This window comes from Nonomuraea sp. NPDC050547 (assembly GCF_044457345.1).
In the GTDB taxonomy this organism is placed as follows: domain Bacteria; phylum Actinomycetota; class Actinomycetes; order Streptosporangiales; family Streptosporangiaceae; genus Nonomuraea.
Map to the genome: position 1 here is coordinate 655,349 of NZ_JBITGW010000001.1, position 20,113 is coordinate 675,461.

The window sequence follows — 20,113 nt, forward strand, 5'->3', positions numbered from 1 at the left end:
CATGACCACTCTTCAGACGGTGTTCGCCAAGGCCAAGGCGGACAACCGGGCGGCGCTCGTCGGCTATCTGCCCGCGGGGTTCCCGTCCAAGGACGGCGCCATCGCCGCCGCCGCGGCCCTGGTCGAGGCGGGCTGCGACGTCATCGAGATCGGCCTGCCGTACTCCGACCCGCTCATGGACGGTCCCACCATCCAGGACGCGGTGCACCGCTCGCTGACCAACGGCACCCGCATCGCCGACGTGTTCCGCACGGTCGAGGGGGTGGCCGCCACCGGCGCCGCCACGCTCGTCATGACCTACTGGAACCCGATCGACCGCTACGGCGCCGAGCGTTTCGCCCGCGACCTGGCCAGTGCGGGCGGGGTGGGCACGATCACGCCCGACCTCACGCCCGAGGAGTCCGGGCCGTGGCGCACCGCCTCGGCGGAGGCGGGCATCGACACCGTCTTCCTGGTGGCGCCCAGTTCCACGGAGGAGCGCATCAAGGCCGTGGTCGAGTGCTGCACCGGCTTCGTCTACGCCGCCTCGCTCATGGGCGTCACAGGGGCCCGCGAGAGCGTGAACGTGGCCGCGGAAGGCCTGGTCGAGCGCACCCGCGCGCACACCGACCTGCCCGTCTGCGTGGGCCTGGGCGTCGGCACCGGCGCGCAGGCGGCCGAGGTGGCCTCCTACGCCGACGGCGTCATCGTCGGCTCCGCCTTCATCCGCCGCCTGCTCGACGCGCCCGACGAGGCCGCGGGCCGCGCCGCCTGCGCCGAGCTGGCGCGCGACATGGCCGCGGGGGTCCGCTCCCACGCCTGATCTCCGGTACGGCGAAGCGCGGCCACCCAGGGTTTCCGGGGGCCGCGCTTTTCGTTTATGCGTGCTTTCACCGGGTCCAGGGCGCAAAAGTGCAACAAGGCACATGGTTTGTCCATAGAAGCAGTCCGGTGATCGCGCCAGGGTGGCGGCACGGACCCTTCGCACGAAAGGACGCACATGCGCCGTCGATCCGCCGCGTTAGCCGGGCTCCTCGCGCTCGCCGCCCTCACCGCCACCCCCACGCACTCCTCCGCGGAGACCGCCACGCCACGAGGCTCGGAGACGGCCGAGCTGCGAGAGCTCCCACCCGCGGTTCCGGCCGCCTCGTCCGAGGCCGCCGGGATGCGGGACCCCTCGCCCGCCGGCGCACCACCGGACGTCCGCCTGCCGCCCGCCACCCCGGCCGTCACCACGCCGCCCGCGACCTCGTCGACGTCCGAGGCGCCGTCCAGCCCCGTGGCGCCGTCAGCGGCCGTCGCGGACCCGGTGACGATCTCCTCGCGGGAGCTGTCCGTCTCCCTGGACCCGGCCTTCCCCCGGGTGCTCGGCTACACCGATCGGGCCGGCGGGGCCACCCTGGGCGGCAGCACCACCGCCCCGGTCGTGGTCCTGAACGGCACGCCGTACCCGGTGACGGGGACGCTCACCGGCACGGACGGGAAGTCCGCCCGCTACCGGCTGACCTTCGCCGCGCTGGGCGGTGTGGCGCTGGAGGCGTCGGTGGGGGTGCGGGGCCGGACCACGACGTTCAGGATCGACAAGGTGACCGACACGGCCGCGCGCCCGCCGTGCTCTGGCTGCGTCCCGGCGTCCGGCACCACTACGCGCCGCACGCGCCCGGCTGGACCGAGTGGTTCGTCGACTTCACCGGCTCCGCGGTGGCCACCTACACCGAGCTGGGGTTCCTGGGCGACGGGCGGCCGGTGACGCCGCTGACCACGTCAGAGCCGGCCGTCCGCGCCATCGGGCGCATCGTCCAGGCGTGCCGGCGCGGCAGCCCGTACCTGGAGGTGGAGACGTCGGCGGTCGTGCACGAGGTGCTGGTGGCGCTGCGGCACGCCCGCGTGGGCGAGGGGCCGGACGGCGTGCTGGAGACGCTCGCGAGGGACGCCTGCCTGCCGATCCCGGTGGCCGAGCACGCCAGGCGGCTGGGGCTGCCGCTGGCCGAGCTGCGGCGGCGGGTGCGGCGGCTGACCGGGTGCAGTCCGAAGGACTACGTGCTGACGGTCCGGCTCAACCAGGCCAAGGATCTGCTGGCCGGGACCGATCTGCCGGTGGCGGCGGTCGCGCGGCGGGTGGGGTATGACGATCCGGCGTACTTCACGCGGTTGTTCACCCGCCGGACGGGGATGCCGCCGGGTGAATTTCGCGCCCAACGTTTCGGGTAAGTCAGGATTTTTTGTCAAATAAGAGGACAATGGGGGTCCCAGGAGGAGGATCCCTTGCGTCGCTGGTTATCAGGGCCGCTCGCCGCCGTGCTGTCCCTCGCCATGGCCGCCCCGGCCCACTCCGCTCCGCCCGAGCCGCCCACGACCCCGCTCACCCCGGCCCCCGCATCGCCGTCCGCCACACCGCGCTATGAGCCGCCCTCGCCGGAGGAGCCCGCGACCGGCGCGCCGCGACCGGGCGTTCAGCACATCCCGCCCAGCCCCGCACAGGTCGCACGGCCTCTGACGCTCACCTCCGGCGAGCTCGCCGTCGAGGTCGATCCGGGCTTTCCGCGCGTGCTCGGCTATACCGACCGCGCGAGCGGGGCGCGACTGGGCGGCAGTACGGCGGTGCCCGCCGTCGTCCTGAACGGCCGGCCGTACCCGGTCACGGCGGCCCTCACCGGCACGGACGGGAAGTCCGCCCGCTACCGGCTGACCTTCGCCGGCCTGGGCGGCGTCGAGCTCGACGCGGCGATCAGCGTGAGAGGGCGCGTGGCGACCTTCGCCGTCGAGGCCGTGCGCGACACCCCGGCCTTCCGCGTGGGCACGATCGACCTGCCCGGCCACGACCTGGTGTCGGTGGGCGGCGACCAGGCGGGGGCGGCGACGGCGTTCACCCGGCTGGATCCGAACTCGACGCGGACGGCGGACGTGTTCGCCAAGGTCACGGCGCAGACGGCGGCCGAGGCGGAGCCGGTCGGGGCGACCTACGGGATCGTCAGCACCGACCGGCTGGCCGCCGCCGTCGAGACCAACTCCGTCCACGACCAGCCCGCCGGCGCCACCGACAAGGACGCCGCCCGCCTGTGGCACCAGGCGCGTGAGGGCGCCGACGGTGTGGTCAGGGTGGGTGTGTGGAGCGGGCAGTGGACTTACCGGGCGGCGGGCGCGCCGTTCACGGAGGAGCTGCCGTGGGCGAAGGTGGTCGTGACGCCTGACGCCAACGGTGACGGCACGCTCGACTGGCAGGACGGCGCGATCGCCTTCCGCGACATCGCCGTCACCCCGCCCGGCGCGGACGAGACGAGCGGGCGCGTGGTGACGCACATCCCGTTCAACTTCAGCAGCCAGGCGACGCACCCGTTCCTGCGCACGCTGGACGACGTCAAGCGGATCGCGCTGGCCACCGACGGGCTGGGGCAGCTGGCGATCCTGAAGGGCTACCAGTCGGAGGGCCACGACTCGGCGCACCCGGACTACGGCGGCAACTACAACACCCGCGCCGGCGGCCTCAAGGACCTCAACACCCTGCTGAAGTCCGGCAGGCGCTGGAACGCCGGCTTCGGCGTGCACGTCAACGCCACCGAGTCCTACCCGGAGGCGAAGACGTTCAGCGAGACCCTGGTGGACAAGAACGTCAAAGGCTGGAACTGGCTCGACCAGTCCTACCGCATCGACCAGCGCCGCGACCTGACCGCGGGAACCCTCGCCGAGCGCTTCCTGCGGCTGCGCGAGGAGACCGACCGCAACCTGTCGGTCCTGTACGTGGACGTCTTCCGCCCGTTCGGCTGGGTCGCCGACCGTACGCTGGCCGAACTGCGCCGCCAGGGCTGGCAGGTGACCACGGAGTGGTCGGACAAGCTGGAACGCTCGTCCCTGTGGGCCCACTGGGCCAACGACCTCAACTACGGCGGCGTCACCAACAAGGGCCTGAACTCCCAGATCATCCGCTTCATCCGCAACCATCAGAAGGACGTCTGGAACGCCCACCCCATCCTCGGCAACGCCCGCATCGTCGAGTTCGAGGGCTGGACGGCCGAGAACAACTGGAACGCCTTCTACCGCAACATCTGGGAGCACAACCTGCCGGTCAAGTTCCTGCAGCGGCAGCCGATCACGAAGTGGGCGGACGGGGAGATCCTCTTCGAGAACGGCGTGCGCGGCACCTTCACCGGCGGCAGGCGCGCACTGTTCGTCAACGACCGCAAGGTCCTCGACGGAACCGCCTACCTGCTGCCGTGGGAGGGCAGGTCCTACCACTACAACCCGGCGGGCGGACCGACCACCTGGGCGGCCGACCGGCCGATGAAGATCTACCGGCTCACCCCGCGGGGCCGGGTCGCCGAGGGCACGCTCACCCCGTCCGGCGGCCGGATCACGATCACCGCCGAGCCCGGCGTGCCGTACGTGCTCTACCCCGGTGATCCGCCTCGGCGGCCCGAGCCCGGGTGGGGCGAGGGCAGCGGCCTGCGCGACCCGGGCTTCAACGGCGAGCGCGCCTGGACCACGACCGGCCCGGTGAGCCTGCGCGTCAACGACCTCGGCCAGCGCCACGCCCACCTCGGCGGCGGCGCGCCGGCCGTGCTGGAGCAGCGCGTCACCGGCCTGCGCCCCGGCCGCCGCTACGCCGCCGAGGCGTTCGTGGAGATCGAGCCGGGCCGCACCCGCGCCGTCACCCTGGAGATCGGCGGGCAGAAGGTCCGGCTGGACAGGTCCACGGCCAAGAACCACATCGCCTCCGACGAGAAGCACGACACCTACTTCCAGCGCGTCCGCGTGCGCTTCACCGCCCCCGCCGGTCCCGTCAAGCTGAGGATCGCGGCGGCGGACGCGGAGGGGGCCGTGCGGGTGGACGACGCCCGCGTGGTCGCGACCACGGGTCAGGACGGCTTCGAGGCGCCGGAGGCGGGCTGGGGGCCGTTCGTCAAGGGCGACGCGGGCGGCTCCTTCGACGCCCGCACCCACCTGGCGCAGCGGCGCGAGCCGTACACGCAGAAGGGGTGGAACGGCAAGGCGGTCGACGACGTGCTGGCCGGAGACTGGTCACTGAAGGTCCACGAGGAACGGCAGGGCCTGGTCTACCGGACGGTCCCCCAGACCGCCCGGTTCGTGAACGGCCACGCCTACGAGGTCTCCTTCGCCTACCAGAACGCCCTGGCCGACGCCTATACCTGGGTGACCGGCTACGACAAGGGCGGCAGAAGCGTCGAGACCCGGCGCACCCCGATCCCCGAGCGGCGCTTCACCACCCGCTTCACCGAACGGGTCGTGGCAGGGTGCGGCGACGCCTGGGTGGGCCTGCGCTCGCTGCGCGCCGAGCAGCCGGGCGCCGACTTCATCCTCGACGACTTCGCCGTCAAGGACCTCGGACCCGTCGCCGAGCCCGCCGCCTGCGCCACGCTGGAGGTCAGGCCGGCCCACCCGCACGTGGAGCAGGGCGTCGCCAACGAGGTCACCACCGTCTTCACCAACCTGGAGGACGCGGCCGCCCGCGGCGCCGAGATACACCTCACCGCGCCGCCCGGCTGGAGAGTCGAAGGGGAGGGGCGCGGCGACGTCGAGCCGGGCGCGGCGCTCACCACTGTGTGGAAGGTCACCCCGCCCGCCGACGCCGCCCACGACGGTTACGAGCTGAAGGCGACCGCCGCGTACGCGGGCAAGAGCGTGGCCGGCCTCGCGGTCGTCAGGACGCTCCCGCCGCCGCCCACGGCCGACGCCTACGCCGGTGACCTGGAGTGGGTGTCGGCCGACAACGGCTGGGGGCCGGTGGAGCGGGACCAGTCCAACGGCGACAGGGCCCAGGGCGACGGCTCGCCGCTCACCGTCGGCGGCCGGGTCTTCGCCAAGGGCCTCGGGACGCACGCGCCCGCGAAGATCCGCTACTACCTGGGCGGACGGTGCGCCGCCTTCACCGCCGTCGTCGGCGTAGACGACTCGCAGGCCGCGCCGCGCGGCTCGGTGAGCTACACCGTGCTGGCCGACGGGGTGGTCAAGGCCGGGACTCCGGTCCTGCGCGGGGCCGATCCGGCCCACGAGCTGAGCGCCGACGTGCGCGGCGCGCGGTTCGTGGAACTCGTCGCCGGCGACGGCGGCGACGGGGCCGGCAACGACCACGCGGACTGGGGCGATGCCCTGTTCCGGTGCGGATGAGGAAGGATTTTGCCTTAGCCGACGCTTATCCAGCCCGTGATCGGATGTCCTGCGAGTACTGTGCGCTGTCGCAGGCGAAGACATGAAGGAGATCACCGTGGCCGCGTCGTCATCGTCACGCAACGTCAGATCGGCGATACCCTGGGTCACGACCGTCGCCCGGTTGGTCCTGGGCGTGGTGCTGATCGTGGCCGGGGGGCTGAAGATCGGCAACCCGTCCGACTCGGTGGTGGCGGTCAAGGCGTACCAGCTGCTGCCCGAGTCGCTGGCCACCATCGTGGGCTACGCGCTGCCGATCGTGGAGATCATCATCGGCATCCTGCTCGTGATCGGCCTGATGACCAGGGTGGTGGCGGTCGTCGGGGCATTGCTCATGCTCGCCTTCGTCTTCGGCATCGCCTGGGCGTGGGCGAAGGGCTACAAGATCGATTGCGGCTGCTTCGGGGGTGGCGGCGAGCTCAAGAAGGGCCAGGAGCCGACGTACCTGATCGACATCCTGCGGGATTTCGGACTGGTGGTGCTCGGCGTCTGGGCCGCGCGATTCCCGCCGGGGCGTTTCGCCCTCGACGGGGCCCTCGGACTGCACACGGTGGATGACAAGGAGAACGACTGATGGGCAAGGGCGACCGCGAGAAGTCGGCGCGCGACAGGATCAAGGAGCAGCAGGCCGCCGATCGCAAGCGGGAGCAGCGCCGGCGGATCATCACCTACACCACGGCGGGCGTCGTGGCGGTGGCCGCGCTGGGGGCGGGGATCCTCTGGAACATGAACCGCTCCAAGTCGGAGGAGGCGGGCGCCAACCTCGCGCCGATCACCGTCGCGGCCGACGCGGGCGTCACGATGGGCAACGCCGGGGTCGACAAGCCGGTGATCGACATCTACGAGGACTTCCAGTGCCCGGCCTGCAAGGAACTGGAGCGGGTCAGCGGGTCCACGTTCAAGAACCTCGCCGCCGAGGGCAAGGCCAAGGTGGTCTACCACCCCATCACGATCTTCAGCGAGGAGCCGACGCGCGGCAACTCCATCCGCGCCGGGGCCGCGGCCCGCTGCGTGAAGGACGGCAAGCAGTGGATGGCCTTCCACGACACCCTCTTCGAGAAGCAGCCGAGCGAGACCGTCGAGGGCTTCAAGATCGACCAGCTCGTCGGGTGGGGCAAGGACGTGGGCATCACCGAGGCCGGCTTCGAGCAGTGCGTGACCAAGCAGCAGTACGCCGGTGTCCAGCAGAGCTACAGCGACAAGGTCAACAAGGAGCAAAACCTGACCGGCACGCCCACGGTCAAGCTCAACGGCGTCGAGATGGACAACGAGGTCCTCTTCCGCCCGTCGGAGCTGCGCGAGGCCGTCCTCAACGCAGCCAAGTAGCCCGCCGGTCCGCTACCCTCACCTGACATGCCCCTTGTTGCCTCGATTCCCAGCCCTCCCCAAGGGGTCTGGTATCTCGGCCCGATTCCGATCCGGGCCTACGCACTCTGCATCGTGCTCGGCGTCATCATCGCCGTCTGGATGAGCGAGCGCCGCTGGCGCGCCCGTGGCGGCGCGCCCGGCACCATGATCGATATCGCCGTGCCCGCGGTGATCTTCGGTCTCATCGGTGGCCGGCTCTACCACGTCATCACCGACTGGCAGCTCTACTTCGGCCCCGAAGCCCCCAACGAGCCGTATGAGGCCCTGTTCATCTGGAACGGCGGGCTGGGGATCTGGGGCGCGGTCGCGCTGGGCGCCGTCGGCGTCTGGCTGACCTGCCGCAAACGCGGCATCTCACTGTCGGCCGTGGCCGACACGGTCGCGCCGGGCATCGCCATCGGCCAGGCGATCGGCCGCTGGGGCAACTGGTTCAACCAGGAGCTCTACGGCGGGCCGACCGATCTCCCGTGGGGGCTGGAGATCGACATCAACAAGGACGGCACGGTCGACGGGCTCTACCACCCGACGTTCCTGTACGAGTCCATCTGGAACCTCGTGCTCGCCTTCGTGCTCATCTGGGCGGGCAAACGCTTCACCCTGCGGCACGGGCGGCTGTTCGCGCTCTACGTGGCCGGTTACACCCTCGGGCGCTTCTGGATCGAGGGGCTGCGCATCGACCCCGTCGGCGGCGTGGACCACGCGGTGACGTTCCTGAGCCTGCGCATCAACCAGTGGACCGCGATCGTGCTGTTCGTCGCGGCGCTCGCCTTCTTCTTCGCGACGCGCGGCAAGGACACCGTGGAGTACGTGCTGCCGCGCGACGGCTCGGGGCCGCCGGGTGAGGGCGCGTCGGCCGACCCGGCGCACGCGGCCGACCAGGCCGACGAGGCCGACACCGTCCGGGACGCGGACACCGCGGAGAAGCCGGCGGACGGCGAACCCGCCAAGACGGACGCCTCCGCCACCGGCGACGGACCCGCCGCCGACACCGCTTCCGACGAGCCCGGGAAGCCCGCCGAGACCGCGAAGACCGACGAGGTACCCGTCGCGAAGACGGACGAGGCCGAGGCGCCCGTCGCGAAGACCGGCGAGCCGGTCAAGGACGAGCCGGTCAAGGACGAAGCCGCCCAGAACGATGCCAAGGATGACGGCGTCAAGGATGACGGCGTCAAGGACGACGCGGGAGCCGTACGGGAAGAGGAAAAGAACCCGCGATGAACGATCGCGCGGAGCAGCACCACCAGCATCGCGATGTCACCGGCGGCTGGCTTCGGCCGTCGGTGTTCGGGGCGATGGACGGGCTGGTGTCGAACTTCGCGCTCATCGCCGGTGTCGCGGGCGGTACCGACGACACCAGGATCATCGCCCTGGCCGGGGTCGCGGGCCTGGCGGCCGGGGCGTTCTCGATGGCCGGCGGCGAGTACGTGTCGGTGGCCAGCCAACGCGAGCTGGCCCTCGCCGAGATCGCCGTCGAGCGGCGCGAGCTCGACCGCCACCCCGCCGCCGAGCAGCAGGAACTCGCCGACGACTTCGTCTCCAAGGGCGTCGCGCCCGGCCTGGCCGCCGAAGTGGCCAGGCAGATCTCGGCCAACCCCGAGCGCGCCCTGGAAGTGCACGCTCAGAACGAGCTGGGCATCGGGCCCCAGGACCTGCCCTCACCGAAGGTGGCGGCGCTGTCGTCGTTCGCCTCGTTCTCGGTGGGGGCGGTGCTGCCGCTGCTGCCGTACCTGCTCGGGGTGACCAGCCTGACGCTGTCGGCGCTCCTGTCCTGTGCGGCGCTGTTCGGGGCGGGCGCGCTCGTCTCGGCCGTGACCGCCCGCAGCTGGTGGTACTCGGGTCTGCGCCAGCTCGTCGTGGGCGCGGTGGCGGCGGGACTGACCTTCGCGCTCGGCAACCTGATCGGAGGAACGGGGCTGTGAGGAGCAGCAGCAGGAAGCGGCGGCGTACCCGTACTCCGTCGTCGGACTGGCAGTTTCCGCTGCTCAGCGACATGGGTCTGCGGCCCGAGCAGCAGCGCCTGCTCGTGATCATCGGCTCGGCGCTCGGCGTCGTGGTCCTGGCGGTGGGGCTGGTGGCCGTCATCGGCTCGATGGGCACCGGCTACCTGCCCGACCGCGCGGCCACCGCCGCGGCCGGCGGGCCCGGCACCGCCCGGCCGGACTCCTTCCACGGCTGGAGCTCGCCCAAGCTGTTCGAGCCGATCGGCGAGCGGGCCAAGGACGCCAAGCCGCTGACCGAGAAGGAACTGTTCGCCGGGAAGACGCTGGCCGACGAGAAGAAGCTCACGCTCAAGCTGGTCGCGCACGAGCTGGGCGCCGACTGCGCGGCCGTGCTGTGGGGCCCCGCACTGGTCGAGAAGGCCGCCGACGGCGAGTGCACGCAGGCCGCCCGCGCCCTCTACACCAGCTCCGACGGCCGCTACGTCGCCCAGTACACCCTGCTCAACCTGCGCGACGCCAAGGCCGCCGACGAACTGGTCGCCGAGCTCAAGGCGGGCTACCGGGGCGGCTGGACGCACGCCCTGCAGAGCGAGAAGGCCTCCTTCCCCGGCGGCGGCTACACCGAGGGCGGCGCCTACGCGCTCGGCCACTACCTCGGCGTGGTCTGGATCGGCCGCGCCGACGGCGCCGAACCGACGCCCAAGGACGACTTCGTCTCGGCCACCCTCACCCTGCGCGGAGCGGAGAAGGCCGTCTACCGCCGCGTCGTCGCGATCACCGGGCAGCAGCCCTCGTGACCCACCGTCCCGCCGGAGCCCGCCGATGATTCCCGCTCGCGTGGCGGTGCCCGTGGCCGTGCTGATCGTGCTCGCCGCCGCCCTGGCCGCCTGGTTCCTCACCCGTGGCGGTCCGGTCCGGCCCGCGACCTTCCGCGGCGAGCCCACCTCGGCCATGTACGCCGCCATCGACTCCCGCCAGAGCGACGCCGCCCCGCTCACCACCGAGGAGGTCTTCCCCCCGGCCACCGCGAAGCTGGGTGAGCTGACCAGGGGCGCGGCCGAGCGGCTCGACGACTGCGCCGACGCCCTGGCCGGGCCCGAGGCCGCCGGCTGCTCGCAGGCCCTGCGCGCCACCTACACCGGCCCGGCGGTCAACGGCCAGTTCGTCATCTTCAACCTGCCCGACGGCCGCGCCGCCGACGCCCTGGTCTCGGCGCTGGGCAAGGAGGGCTTTCTGGAGCAGGCGGTCGCCTTCGACACCGCCCGCAGCTGGGCGCAGGCGCGGGCGCTGGGCCACTACGTGACCGTCAGCTGGGTGGGCCCGGCCGCCGAGGGAGCCAGGGTGGACCTCACCCAGTCACAGGTGGCCCTGGACACCCTCGCGCGCGTCGTGCAGTCCAGGGTCCTCAAGGCCATCTGACCCGGCGCGCCTGGCGGCCACCGCGCCCGGCAGGGCCCGCAGGCGGTGGAGCGTGCGCCGGCGGCCCTCGCAGCTTATCGGTCCTGGAATTCCGGGGTTTGGGACACTGGTGTCCGTATACCGGAACAGGTGCGATGTTCGCGATGTGGACCTGGTGGGCACCATTCGGGCAACGTGTTGTAACCTCTAACGCACAACTGCAGCAGGGCCAACGTCGTCCCTCGCCTTTGAAGCACCAAGAGCAAGCGAAGAGACGACGGGAGGGATTCAATGCCTGCTGCCCACCTCGGGTTCCCCGAGCCCCAGGGCCTGTACCACCCCGCCAACGAGCATGACGCCTGCGGAGTGGCCATGGTGGCCGACGTCGCAGGGCGACGTGGTCACGGCATCGTGGAGAAGGCCTTGGAGGCGTTGCGCAACCTTGACCACCGGGGGGCCAAGGGTAGCGAGCCGGACACCGGCGACGGAGCCGGGATCCTGACGCAGATCCCCGATGCATTCCTGCGCGCGAACGTGCCGTTCGCGCTGCCCGCGGCGGGCGAGTACGCCGTGGGCACCGCCTTCCTGGCCAGCGACTCCGAGGCGCGCGAGATCGGCGTGCGCATGATCGAGGAGATCGCCGCCGAGGAGGGCCTGACCGTGCTCGGCTGGCGTGACGTGCCGGTCGACCGGGCTCTTCCCGGGCCGAGCGCCCGGGCCGTCATGCCGTTCTTCAAGCAGCTGTTCGTGGCCGGGCCCGATGGGGAGTCCGGGCTGGAGCTGGACCGGCTGGCGTACTGCCTGCGCAAGCGGGCCGAGCACGAGGTGGACGTCTACTTCCCCTCGCTGAGCGCGCGCACGATCGTCTACAAGGGCATGCTCACCCCGGACCAGGTCGAGCCGTTCTTCCCCGACCTGACCGACGAGCGCTTCGAGAGCGCGATCGCGCTGGTGCACTCGCGCTTCTCGACCAACACCTTCCCGAGCTGGCCGCTGGCCCACCCGTACCGGTACGTGGCGCACAACGGCGAGATCAACACGGTCAAGGGCAACCGCAACTGGATGCGGGCGCGCGAGGCGATGCTGGAGTCCGCGCACATCCCAGGCGATATTTCGCGACTTTTCCCCATCTGTGATCCGGACGGGTCCGACACCGCCTCCTTCGACGAGGCCCTGGAGCTTCTCCACATCGGCGGCCGCTCGCTCCCGCACGCGGTCCTCATGATGATCCCGGAGGCGTGGGAGAACCACACCGGGATGGACCCCGCCCGCCGCGCCTTCTACGAGTTCCACTCCTCGATGATGGAGGCCTGGGACGGCCCCGCCTCGATCACCTTCACCGACGGCACCCTGGCCGGAGCCGTCCTCGACCGCAACGGCCTGCGCCCCGGCCGGTTCTGGGTGACCGCCGACGGGCTCGTCGTGCTCGCCTCCGAGGCGGGCGTGCTGGACTTCAAGCCCGAGGAGGTCGTCCGCAAGGGCCGCCTGCAGCCGGGCCGGATGTTCCTCATCGACACCGCCCGCGGCAAGATCATCGAGGATGACGAGATTAAGGCGGAGCTCGCGGCGGCGCTGCCGTACGAGGAGTGGCTGCACGCCGGGCTCGTCCGCTTCGAGGAGCTGCGCGCCCGCCAGCGCGAGATCCCCACGCACGAGGCGCTGGTCAAGCGGCAGCAGACCTTCGGCTACACCGAGGAAGAGCTGCGGATCATCCTGTCGCCGATGGCCAGGAACGGCGCCGAGCCGATCGGGTCGATGGGCACCGACACGCCCGTGGCGGTCCTGAGCGAGAAGCCCCGGCTGCTGTTCGACTACTTCACGCAGCTGTTCGCGCAGGTCACCAACCCGCCGCTGGACGCCATCCGGGAAGAGGTCGTCACCTCGATGGCCAGCGTGCTCGGCCCCGAGGGCAACCTCCTCGACCCCGGCCCGACGAGCTGCCGCCAGCTCGTGCTGCCCTACCCGGTGATCGACAACGACGAGCTCGCGAAGATCATCCACATCAACGACGAGGGCGACCTGCCCGGCTTCCACCCGCACACCATCTCGGGCCTGTACCCGGTGGCGGGCGGCGGCGAGGCGCTGCTCAGGCGGCTGGAGGAGATCCGCGCCGAGGCCTCCCAGGCCATCGAGCAGGGCGCGCGCATCCTCGTGCTGTCCGACCGCGGCTCCTCGGCCGAGATGGCGCCGATCCCGTCGCTGATGCTGACCGGCGCGGTGCACCACCACCTCATCCAGGAGAAGACCCGCACCAAGATCGGCCTGGTGGTCGAGACCGGCGAGGCTCGCGAGTGCCACCACATGGCCCTGCTCGTGGGCTACGGCGCCGGCGTCATCAACCCCTACCTGGCCATCGAGACCGTCGAGGACCTGGTCGACACGGGCGTGCTGGCGCTCGACAAGCACAAGGCCGTGCGCAACCTGATCAAGGCGTACGGCAAGGGCGTCATCAAGGTCATGTCCAAGATGGGCGTGTCCACCGTCGCCTCCTACACCGGCGCGCAGATCTTCGAGGCGCTCGGCCTGGGCGGCGAGGTCGTCGACGCCTGCTTCACCGGGACCACCTCGCGGCTCGGCGGCGTCGGCTTCGCCGTACTGGCCGAAGAGGTCGCGCAGCGGCACAAGCGGGCCTACCCGCGCGCCGAGAACGCGCACCGGCGCCTGGAGGTCGGCGGCGAGTACCAGTGGCGGCGCGAGGGCGAGCCGCACCTGTTCAACCCCGAGACGGTCTTCAAGCTGCAGCACGCCACGCGGACGCGGCAGTACGAGATCTTCAAGGAGTACACGAACCTCGTCGACTCGCAGGCCGAGAAGCTGATGACGTTGCGGGGCCTGTTCAAGCTCAAGCCCGGCAACCCGATCCCGATCGAGGAGGTCGAGCCGGTCAGCGAGATCGTCAGGCGGTTCTCCACCGGCGCGATGTCCTACGGCTCCATCTCGCGTGAGGCCCACGAGACGCTCGCGATCGCGATGAACCAGCTCGGCGGCAAGTCCAACACCGGCGAGGGCGGGGAGGAGCCGGACCGGCTCTACGACATCTCCCGCCGCTCGGCGATCAAGCAGGTGGCCTCCGGCCGCTTCGGCGTGACCTCCGAGTACCTGGTCAACGCCGACGACCTGCAGATCAAGATGGCCCAGGGCGCCAAGCCCGGCGAGGGCGGCCAGCTGCCCGGCCACAAGGTCTACCCGTGGATCGCCAAGACCCGCCACTCCACCCCGGGCGTCGGCCTCATCTCGCCTCCGCCGCACCACGACATCTACTCCATCGAGGACCTGGCCCAGCTCATCCACGACCTGAAGAACGCCAACCCGGTCTCCCGGGTGCATGTGAAGCTGGTCGCGGAGGTCGGCGTCGGCACCGTCGCCGCTGGCGTGTCCAAGGCGCACGCCGACGTGGTGCTCATCTCCGGCCACGACGGCGGCACCGGCGCCTCGCCGCTCACCTCGCTGAAGCACGCGGGCGCGCCCTGGGAGCTCGGCCTCGCCGAGACCCAGCAGACGCTCCTGCTCAACGGCCTGCGCGACCGGATCGTGGTGCAGGTCGACGGCCAGCTCAAGACCGGCCGCGACGTGGTCATCGCCGCGCTGCTCGGCGCCGAGGAGTACGGCTTCGCCACCGCGCCGCTGGTCGTGTCCGGCTGCGTGATGATGCGGGTCTGCCACCTCGACACCTGCCCGGTGGGCGTCGCCACGCAGAACCCGGAGCTGCGCAAGCGCTTCACCGGCAAGCCCGAGTTCGTGGTCAACTTCTTCGAGTTCATCGCGCAGGAGATCCGCGAGTACCTGGCCGAGCTGGGCTTCCGCTCGCTCGACGAGGCGATCGGGCAGGTCGGCCTGCTCGACATCACGGCCGCCGAGGACCACTGGAAGGCCGGCGGCCTCGACCTCGCCCCGATTCTGCACCAGGTCGACGTGCCCGCGGGCGCCGACCGGCGCCGGACCAAGTCCCAGGACCACGGTCTGGAGCACGCGCTGGACAACACCCTCATCCAGCTGGCCGAGGGCGCCATCGAGTACGGCGAGCCGGTCAAGCTCGACCTGCCGATCCGCAATGTCAACCGGACCGTCGGCACCATGCTCGGCCACCACGTCACCAAGAAGTGGGGCGGCGACGGCCTGCCCGACGACACGATCGACGTGTCGTTCACCGGTTCGGCCGGGAACTCGTTCGGCGCGTTCATCCCGCGCGGCATCACGCTGCGCCTGACCGGCGACGCCAACGACTACCTGGGCAAGGGCCTGTCGGGCGGGCGCATCACGGTCCGGCCGCACGACGCGGCGCCGCTGGACGGCCACATCATTTCCGGAAATGTCGCCCTTTACGGCGCTACTTCGGGTGAGGCGTTCATCCGGGGCGTCGTGGGCGAGCGGTTCTGCGTACGCAACTCCGGCGCCACCGCGGTCGTCGAAGGCGTCGGCGACCACGGCTGCGAGTACATGACCGGCGGCCGCGCCGTCATCCTCGGCCCCACCGGGCGCAACTTCGCGGCCGGCATGTCCGGCGGCATCGCGTACCTGCTCGACCTCGACCTGAACCGGGTCAACCGGGAGATGGTCGCGATCGAGGAGCCCACCGCCGACGACGTGGAGTTCCTGCGCGAGACGGTCGAGCGGCACTTCGCCGAGACCGGCTCGTCGGTGGCCGCCGCGCTGCTGGCCACCTGGGATCCGGGACGGTTCAGCAAGATCATGCCGACCGACTACAAGCGGGTCCTGCAGGCCGCGGAGGCCGCCCGCATCGAAGGCCGGGACATCGACGAGGCGGTCATGGCCGCCGCGGTTCAGGGATAGGGGGCACTCATGGCTGACCCGAAGGGTTTCCTCACGCACGACAGGGAGCTGCCCGAGCGCCGTCCCGTGGACGTGCGCATCCAGGACTGGAAGGAGGTCTACCACGACTTCCCCGCCGCCAAGCTGAAGCAGCAGGCCGCCCGCTGCATGGACTGCGGCATCCCGTTCTGCCACAACGGCTGCCCGCTGGGCAACCTCATCCCCGAATGGAACGACCTCGTCTACCGCGAGGACTTCCAGGAGGCGATCGAACGCCTGCACGCCACGAACAACTTCCCGGAGTTCACCGGCCGGCTGTGCCCCGCCCCGTGCGAGGCCGCCTGCGTGCTCGGCATCAACTCCGACCCCGTGGCGATCAAGCGGGTCGAGGTCGAGATCATCGACCGGGCCTTCGCCGAGGGCTGGGTCCGTCCCGAGCCCGCGGCGGTCAAGACCGGCCGGCGCGTGGCCGTGGTCGGCTCCGGCCCGGCCGGGCTGGCCGCCGCCCAGCAGCTCACCCGCGCCGGGCACGGCGTCGTCGTGTTCGAGCGGGCCGACGCCATCGGCGGGCTGCTGCGTTACGGCATCCCCGAGTTCAAGATGGAGAAGCGCCACATCGACCGGCGCCTGGAGCAGATGCGGGCCGAGGGCACCGAGTTCCGCACCTCGGTCGACGCCGGCGTCGACATCACCGCCGCGCAGTTGCGCGCCGGGTTCGACGCCGTCGTCCTGGCCGGCGGCGCCACCCAGTGGCGTGACCTGCCCGTGGAGGGACGGGAGCTACGCGGCGTCCACCAGGCGATGGAGTACCTGCCCCCCGCCAACCGGGATCTCGCGAACTCCGAGATCAACGCCCGAGGCAAGCACGTCGTGGTCATCGGCGGCGGCGACACCGGCGCGGACTGCATCGGCACCGCCATCCGCCAGGGCGCCGCGTCGGTGACCCAGCTGGAGATCATGCCCCGCCCGCCCGCGTCCCGGGCGGGTTCGCAGCCGTGGCCGACGTTCCCGACGCTGTTCAAGATGGAGAGCGCCCACGAGGAACTGGCCGACGGCGGCGGCGACCGCGTCTACGCCGTCTCCACCCTGGGCTTCGCCGGCGACGCGGAGGGCAACGTCAGGGCGCTGCGGCTGGTCGAGGTCGAGGGCCCGCAGAACGGGTTCAAGCCGATTCCGGGCACCGAGCGGGAGATCCCCGCCGACCTCGTCACGCTGTCCATGGGCTTCACCGGGCCCGAGAAGAGCGTGCTGCTGGAAGAGCTGGGCGTCGCCTACGACAAGCGCGGGAACGTGGCCCGTGACGCCTCGTACATGACCTCGGTGGAGGGCGTGTTCTCGGCCGGGGACATCGGGCGGGGGCAGTCGCTCATCGTCTGGGCCATCGCCGAGGGCCGCGCGGCCGCCTCCCGGGTGGACGCGTTCCTGACGGGGGAGACGGCGCTGCCGTACCCGATCCTCCCGACGGCCCGCTCGCTCGTCTAACCCCTGCACGGTGTACGGCGGGGCGGCCCTGGCCGCCCCGCCCCGCCCGGCCGCTTCGGAGGTCAGGCGACCGTGGCCGGGGCGGCGGTCCAGGTGTTGCAGGCCGACGGGGTCTCGGCGGCGAAGCCCTTGTTGAACCAGCGGGCCCGGTTGGCGCGGCTGCCGTGGTCGTTGGTCGTGCTGCCCTTCTCGCCGCCCAGTGACCACGCGATGGCGATCAGCGCGCCCCACTCGGGGACCGAGCGCTTCTGGGCGTCCCACACGCTGCCGATGTAGACGCCGGCCAGGCAGTCGGCCTGCAGCTCGTAGCGCCGCTGGGCTTCCAGGACGTGAGCCTTGGAGGTGTACCTCTCCTGGGACGCCCCCTGCAGCACGCCGGTCAGCCGCTGGACGTGGTGACCGTACTCGTGCGCCATGACCAGCAGGAAGCCCACCTCGGGCGCGTACTCCCTGACCGGGCCCGGCAGGTAGACGCCGATGACGCCGGTGGGGTTGCAGTAGGCGCCGGGCATGATGTCGGCGGCCTTGCCCCGGCAGAACGGCGCCTTTCCGCTGGTCATGTAGGTGAACGCCGGCTTGGCCGAGGCCAGGCCGTTCGCCCGCAGGTGCTTGCCCCAGACGGCGTTCAGGCAGGCGTAGGTCGTGTTCAGGTACGCCCGCACCGCCGCGTGCCCGCGGTCGGCCGGGGCCGGGAGCCGGCAGGCGGAGGCCGGGAACTGGCCGGTCCTGTACAGGGCGTTGTGGGTGAGGCGGCGGTCCTTGATCGGGTACGAGCCGGCCATCGCCGGGCTCGGCGTGAGGCCGGCCAGGACCGCGGCGGTGAGCGCGGCGGCGGCGACGGCGGAGAGTCTCATGCCGTTCACGGTGGCCGGAGCCTCTTGAAAGCCGGTTGCCGCTCACCTGAAAGCCACCGCATCTACCAATAGATAGCGAAATATCGTGATGAAGTTGACCGATTCGATGAGTGTCGGAAAGATGCGTTTTCTGGCTGGAACAAAGGGGGAGTAATGCGGCGGATCGCCTCAGTCTTGGCGGGGTTGGCCGTCGTCACCTCGCTCACCGCATGCGCCCCGGCCGCGCAGCGCGCCAGTGTCTCCCAGGCGAGCGCGGACTTCCTGGTCTTCTACGCCGACGGCAAGCGGGGCGAAGCGCTCGGCGCGATCGGGCGGGCGGGCGGCTCCGCCGTACGGACTGAGGAACGGCTTGGATACGTGCTGGCCAGAGGCGCGGGGGAGCGGTTCGCCGCCGCTCTCGACGACGACCCGGCCGTCGTGGGCGTCTCCGCCGACCGCCAGATCGGGTACGCCTCGGCCAGCCCCGCGCACCCCGGTACGGCCAGCGCCGTCCCGGACGCCTCGGCCCGCGAAGGCGCGGTCAAGGGCCGCGAGCCGCTGGCCTCACGGCAGTGGGACATGCGGATGATCGGCGCGGACAGGGCCAACGCCACCATGCCCGGCAGCAAGAAGGTGCTGGTAGGCGTCATCGACACCGGCATCGACGGCAACCACCCCGACATCGCCCCGAACTTCGAGCGCGCCCTGTCGCGCAACTTCGTCACCGACCGCCCCCGCGACAAGCACGGCGAAACGCTCGACGGCCCCTGCGAGGTCGCGAGCTGCAAGGACCCGGTCGACCGCGACGACGACGGCCACGGCACCCACGTGGCCGGCACGATCGCCTCCCCGCTGAACGGCGTCGGCGTCGCCGGCGTCGCCCCCGGCGTGCGGCTGGTCAACATCCGCGCCGGCCAGGACTCCGGCTTCTTCTTCCTCAAGCCCAGCCTCGACGCCCTCACCTACGCCGCCGACATCGGCGTCGACGTGGTCAACATGAGCTACTACGTGGACCCGTGGCTGTTCAACTGCACCGCCAACAAGGACGACAGCGCCCGCGAGCGGTCCGAGCAGCGGGCCGTCATCACCGGCATGCAGCGCGCCCTCGACTACGCCAGGGGCAAGGGCGTCACGCTCATCTCCGCCCTCGGCAACGGCGCCACCGACCTGGGTAGGCCGAAGGTGGACAAGGACAGCCCCGGCTACCCGCGCGGCGACGAGCGCGTGCGCCGCGTCGACAACTCCTGCCTGAACGTGCCGGCCGAGTCGAAGGGCGTCATCTCGATCTCGGCGGTCGGCCCGTCCGGCCGCAAGGCGATCTACAGCGACTACGGCGTCGAGCAGACCGACCTGGCCGCGCCCGGCGGCGACGCGCTCGACGGCAAGGGCGCCTCGCCCACCCGCTCCATCCTCGCCGCCGCGCCCGAGTCCGCCCTGCGCGCCGGCAACAAGATCGACAAGAACGGCAAGCCGAAGACGAACGAAGTGGTCCGCGACTGCGCCAAGGGCACGTGCGCGTACTACCAGTACATGGACGGCACCTCCATGGCAGCCCCGCACGCCACCGGTGTCGCCGCCCTGCTGATCAGCCGCTTCGGCAAGCCCGGCAAGGGCGGCCTCACGCTGTCCCCTGCGACGGTGGAGAAGCTGCTCTACAAGAGCGCCACGCCCAAGGCCTGCCCGGCGCCGCGCGCGTACGTCTACGAGGTGTACGGCGAGGAGGACACGCACACCTGCGAAGGCGGCACCGCCAGGAACGGCTTCTACGGCCGCGGCATCGTCAACGCCCTGAACGCCACCACCGTCAAGCGCTGAATGTAGGGTCGGGGCATGGGGTACCGCCTCATCGCAGAAGCCGCGATGCTGGTGCACTTCGCCTTCCTCGTCTACATGGCCGTCGGCGGGTTCCTGGCCTGGCGCTGGCCGCGTACCATCTGGATCCACCTGGGCGTGGTCGCCTGGGGTGTACTGTCGGTGACGACAGGTGTGGAGTGCCCGCTGACCCTGGTCGAGGACTGGGGCCGTGAGCGGGCCGGGCAGGCGGGGCTGCCGGACTCCGGGTTCATCGACCACTACATCGAGGGCGTGATCTACCCGGAGGAATACACACTCTTGGCACGCTGGGGTGTGGCCGTTCTCGTGCTGTTCTCCTATATCGGCTACGTTCTCCGACGTCGATGA

15 protein-coding genes are annotated in these 20,113 nt (G+C 71.3%); 14 read left to right on the plus strand and 1 reads right to left on the minus strand.

All coding sequences use genetic code 11. The features are described from left to right. The first annotated feature begins 1 nt into the window (after window position 1). The 12 genes from trpA (at window position 2) to ACIBHY_RS03100 (ending at window position 17,099) form a co-directional block, all read left to right on the plus strand. A complete protein-coding gene (gene trpA / locus ACIBHY_RS03045) occupies window positions 2–802 on the plus strand; it encodes a tryptophan synthase subunit alpha (RefSeq protein WP_397246301.1) in 801 nt (266 codons plus the stop codon). Between the two features lie 177 nt (window positions 803–979). After that, on the plus strand, window positions 980–1,729 hold the full coding sequence (locus tag ACIBHY_RS03050; protein ID WP_397305769.1) for a hypothetical protein: 750 nt from the start codon (window positions 980–982) through the stop codon (window positions 1,727–1,729). Then, window positions 1,681–2,190 carry a helix-turn-helix transcriptional regulator gene (locus ACIBHY_RS03055; RefSeq protein ID WP_397305770.1) on the plus strand — a complete coding sequence of 170 codons (510 nt, stop codon included), beginning with the start codon at window positions 1,681–1,683 and terminating at the stop codon, window positions 2,188–2,190. The genes ACIBHY_RS03050 and ACIBHY_RS03055 overlap by 49 nt, the downstream gene beginning before the upstream one ends. A gap of 54 nt (window positions 2,191–2,244) precedes the next feature. Beyond that, window positions 2,245–6,102 (plus strand): endo-alpha-N-acetylgalactosaminidase family protein, encoded by a 3,858-nt coding sequence (locus ACIBHY_RS03060; RefSeq protein WP_397305771.1) that lies wholly within the window; start codon window positions 2,245–2,247, stop codon window positions 6,100–6,102. An 82-nt stretch (window positions 6,103–6,184) separates the two neighbouring features. Next, on the plus strand, window positions 6,185–6,715 hold the full coding sequence (locus ACIBHY_RS03065) for a MauE/DoxX family redox-associated membrane protein (RefSeq protein WP_379624095.1): 531 nt from the start codon (window positions 6,185–6,187) through the stop codon (window positions 6,713–6,715). Next, the gene (locus tag ACIBHY_RS03070; protein WP_397246310.1) at window positions 6,715–7,467 is read left to right on the plus strand and encodes a thioredoxin domain-containing protein; all 753 of its coding nucleotides are present in this window, start codon (window positions 6,715–6,717) and stop codon (window positions 7,465–7,467) included. Before ACIBHY_RS03065 ends, ACIBHY_RS03070 begins: the two co-directional genes overlap by 1 nt. A 27-nt stretch (window positions 7,468–7,494) precedes the next feature. Then, window positions 7,495–8,727, plus strand: a complete 1,233-nt coding sequence (gene lgt, locus ACIBHY_RS03075) for a prolipoprotein diacylglyceryl transferase (protein ID WP_397305772.1) — start codon at window positions 7,495–7,497, stop codon at window positions 8,725–8,727. Continuing rightward, on the plus strand, window positions 8,724–9,428 hold the full coding sequence (locus tag ACIBHY_RS03080) for a VIT1/CCC1 transporter family protein (RefSeq protein ID WP_397305775.1): 705 nt from the start codon (window positions 8,724–8,726) through the stop codon (window positions 9,426–9,428). The genes lgt and ACIBHY_RS03080 overlap by 4 nt, the downstream gene beginning before the upstream one ends. Further along, complete coding sequence (locus tag ACIBHY_RS03085) at window positions 9,425–10,246, plus strand: hypothetical protein (protein ID WP_397246317.1); 822 nt, start codon at window positions 9,425–9,427, stop codon at window positions 10,244–10,246. The genes ACIBHY_RS03080 and ACIBHY_RS03085 overlap by 4 nt, the downstream gene beginning before the upstream one ends. Window positions 10,247–10,271: 25 nt before the next feature. After that, window positions 10,272–10,868, plus strand: a complete 597-nt coding sequence (locus ACIBHY_RS03090) for a hypothetical protein (RefSeq protein ID WP_397305777.1) — start codon at window positions 10,272–10,274, stop codon at window positions 10,866–10,868. Between the two features lie 270 nt (window positions 10,869–11,138). Then, a complete protein-coding gene (gene gltB, locus ACIBHY_RS03095) occupies window positions 11,139–15,638 on the plus strand; it encodes a glutamate synthase large subunit (RefSeq protein WP_397305778.1) in 4,500 nt (1,499 codons plus the stop codon). A 9-nt stretch (window positions 15,639–15,647) separates the two neighbouring features. Further along, complete coding sequence (locus tag ACIBHY_RS03100) at window positions 15,648–17,099, plus strand: glutamate synthase subunit beta (protein WP_397305779.1); 1,452 nt, start codon at window positions 15,648–15,650, stop codon at window positions 17,097–17,099. A gap of 62 nt (window positions 17,100–17,161) precedes the next feature. Here the strand turns inward: ACIBHY_RS03100 and ACIBHY_RS03105 are convergent, their stop codons facing one another. Beyond that, entirely contained in the window at window positions 17,162–17,953 is a 792-nt protein-coding gene (locus tag ACIBHY_RS03105) for a neutral zinc metallopeptidase (RefSeq protein WP_397305780.1), read from the minus strand. A 174-nt stretch (window positions 17,954–18,127) separates the two neighbouring features. On the opposite strand from ACIBHY_RS03105, the gene ACIBHY_RS03110 reads away from it, so the two are divergent. Together ACIBHY_RS03110 and ACIBHY_RS03115 are read left to right on the plus strand one after the other, a co-directional pair. After that, on the plus strand, window positions 18,128–19,747 hold the full coding sequence (locus ACIBHY_RS03110; protein ID WP_397305782.1) for a S8 family peptidase: 1,620 nt from the start codon (window positions 18,128–18,130) through the stop codon (window positions 19,745–19,747). A 15-nt stretch (window positions 19,748–19,762) separates the two neighbouring features. Beyond that, window positions 19,763–20,113 carry a DUF2784 domain-containing protein gene (locus ACIBHY_RS03115; RefSeq protein ID WP_397101731.1) on the plus strand — a complete coding sequence of 117 codons (351 nt, stop codon included), beginning with the start codon at window positions 19,763–19,765 and terminating at the stop codon, window positions 20,111–20,113.

Bases quoted from the DNA above. Each gene is read 5' to 3' on its own strand.
- trpA (WP_397246301.1), top strand. From the start codon at position 2: ATGACCACTCTTCAGACGGTGTTCGCCAAGGCCAAGGCGGACAACCGG.
- ACIBHY_RS03050 (WP_397305769.1), top strand. From the start codon at position 980: ATGCGCCGTCGATCCGCCGCGTTAGCCGGGCTCCTCGCGCTCGCCGCC.
- ACIBHY_RS03065 (WP_379624095.1), top strand. From the start codon at position 6,185: ATGAAGGAGATCACCGTGGCCGCGTCGTCATCGTCACGCAACGTCAGA.
- ACIBHY_RS03070 (WP_397246310.1), top strand. From the start codon at position 6,715: ATGGGCAAGGGCGACCGCGAGAAGTCGGCGCGCGACAGGATCAAGGAG.
- lgt (WP_397305772.1), top strand. From the start codon at position 7,495: ATGCCCCTTGTTGCCTCGATTCCCAGCCCTCCCCAAGGGGTCTGGTAT.
- ACIBHY_RS03080 (WP_397305775.1), top strand. From the start codon at position 8,724: ATGAACGATCGCGCGGAGCAGCACCACCAGCATCGCGATGTCACCGGC.
- ACIBHY_RS03090 (WP_397305777.1), top strand. From the start codon at position 10,272: ATGATTCCCGCTCGCGTGGCGGTGCCCGTGGCCGTGCTGATCGTGCTC.
- gltB (WP_397305778.1), top strand. From the start codon at position 11,139: ATGCCTGCTGCCCACCTCGGGTTCCCCGAGCCCCAGGGCCTGTACCAC.
- ACIBHY_RS03100 (WP_397305779.1), top strand. From the start codon at position 15,648: ATGGCTGACCCGAAGGGTTTCCTCACGCACGACAGGGAGCTGCCCGAG.
- ACIBHY_RS03105 (WP_397305780.1), bottom strand. From the start codon at position 17,953: ATGAGACTCTCCGCCGTCGCCGCCGCCGCGCTCACCGCCGCGGTCCTG.
- ACIBHY_RS03115 (WP_397101731.1), top strand. From the start codon at position 19,763: ATGGGGTACCGCCTCATCGCAGAAGCCGCGATGCTGGTGCACTTCGCC.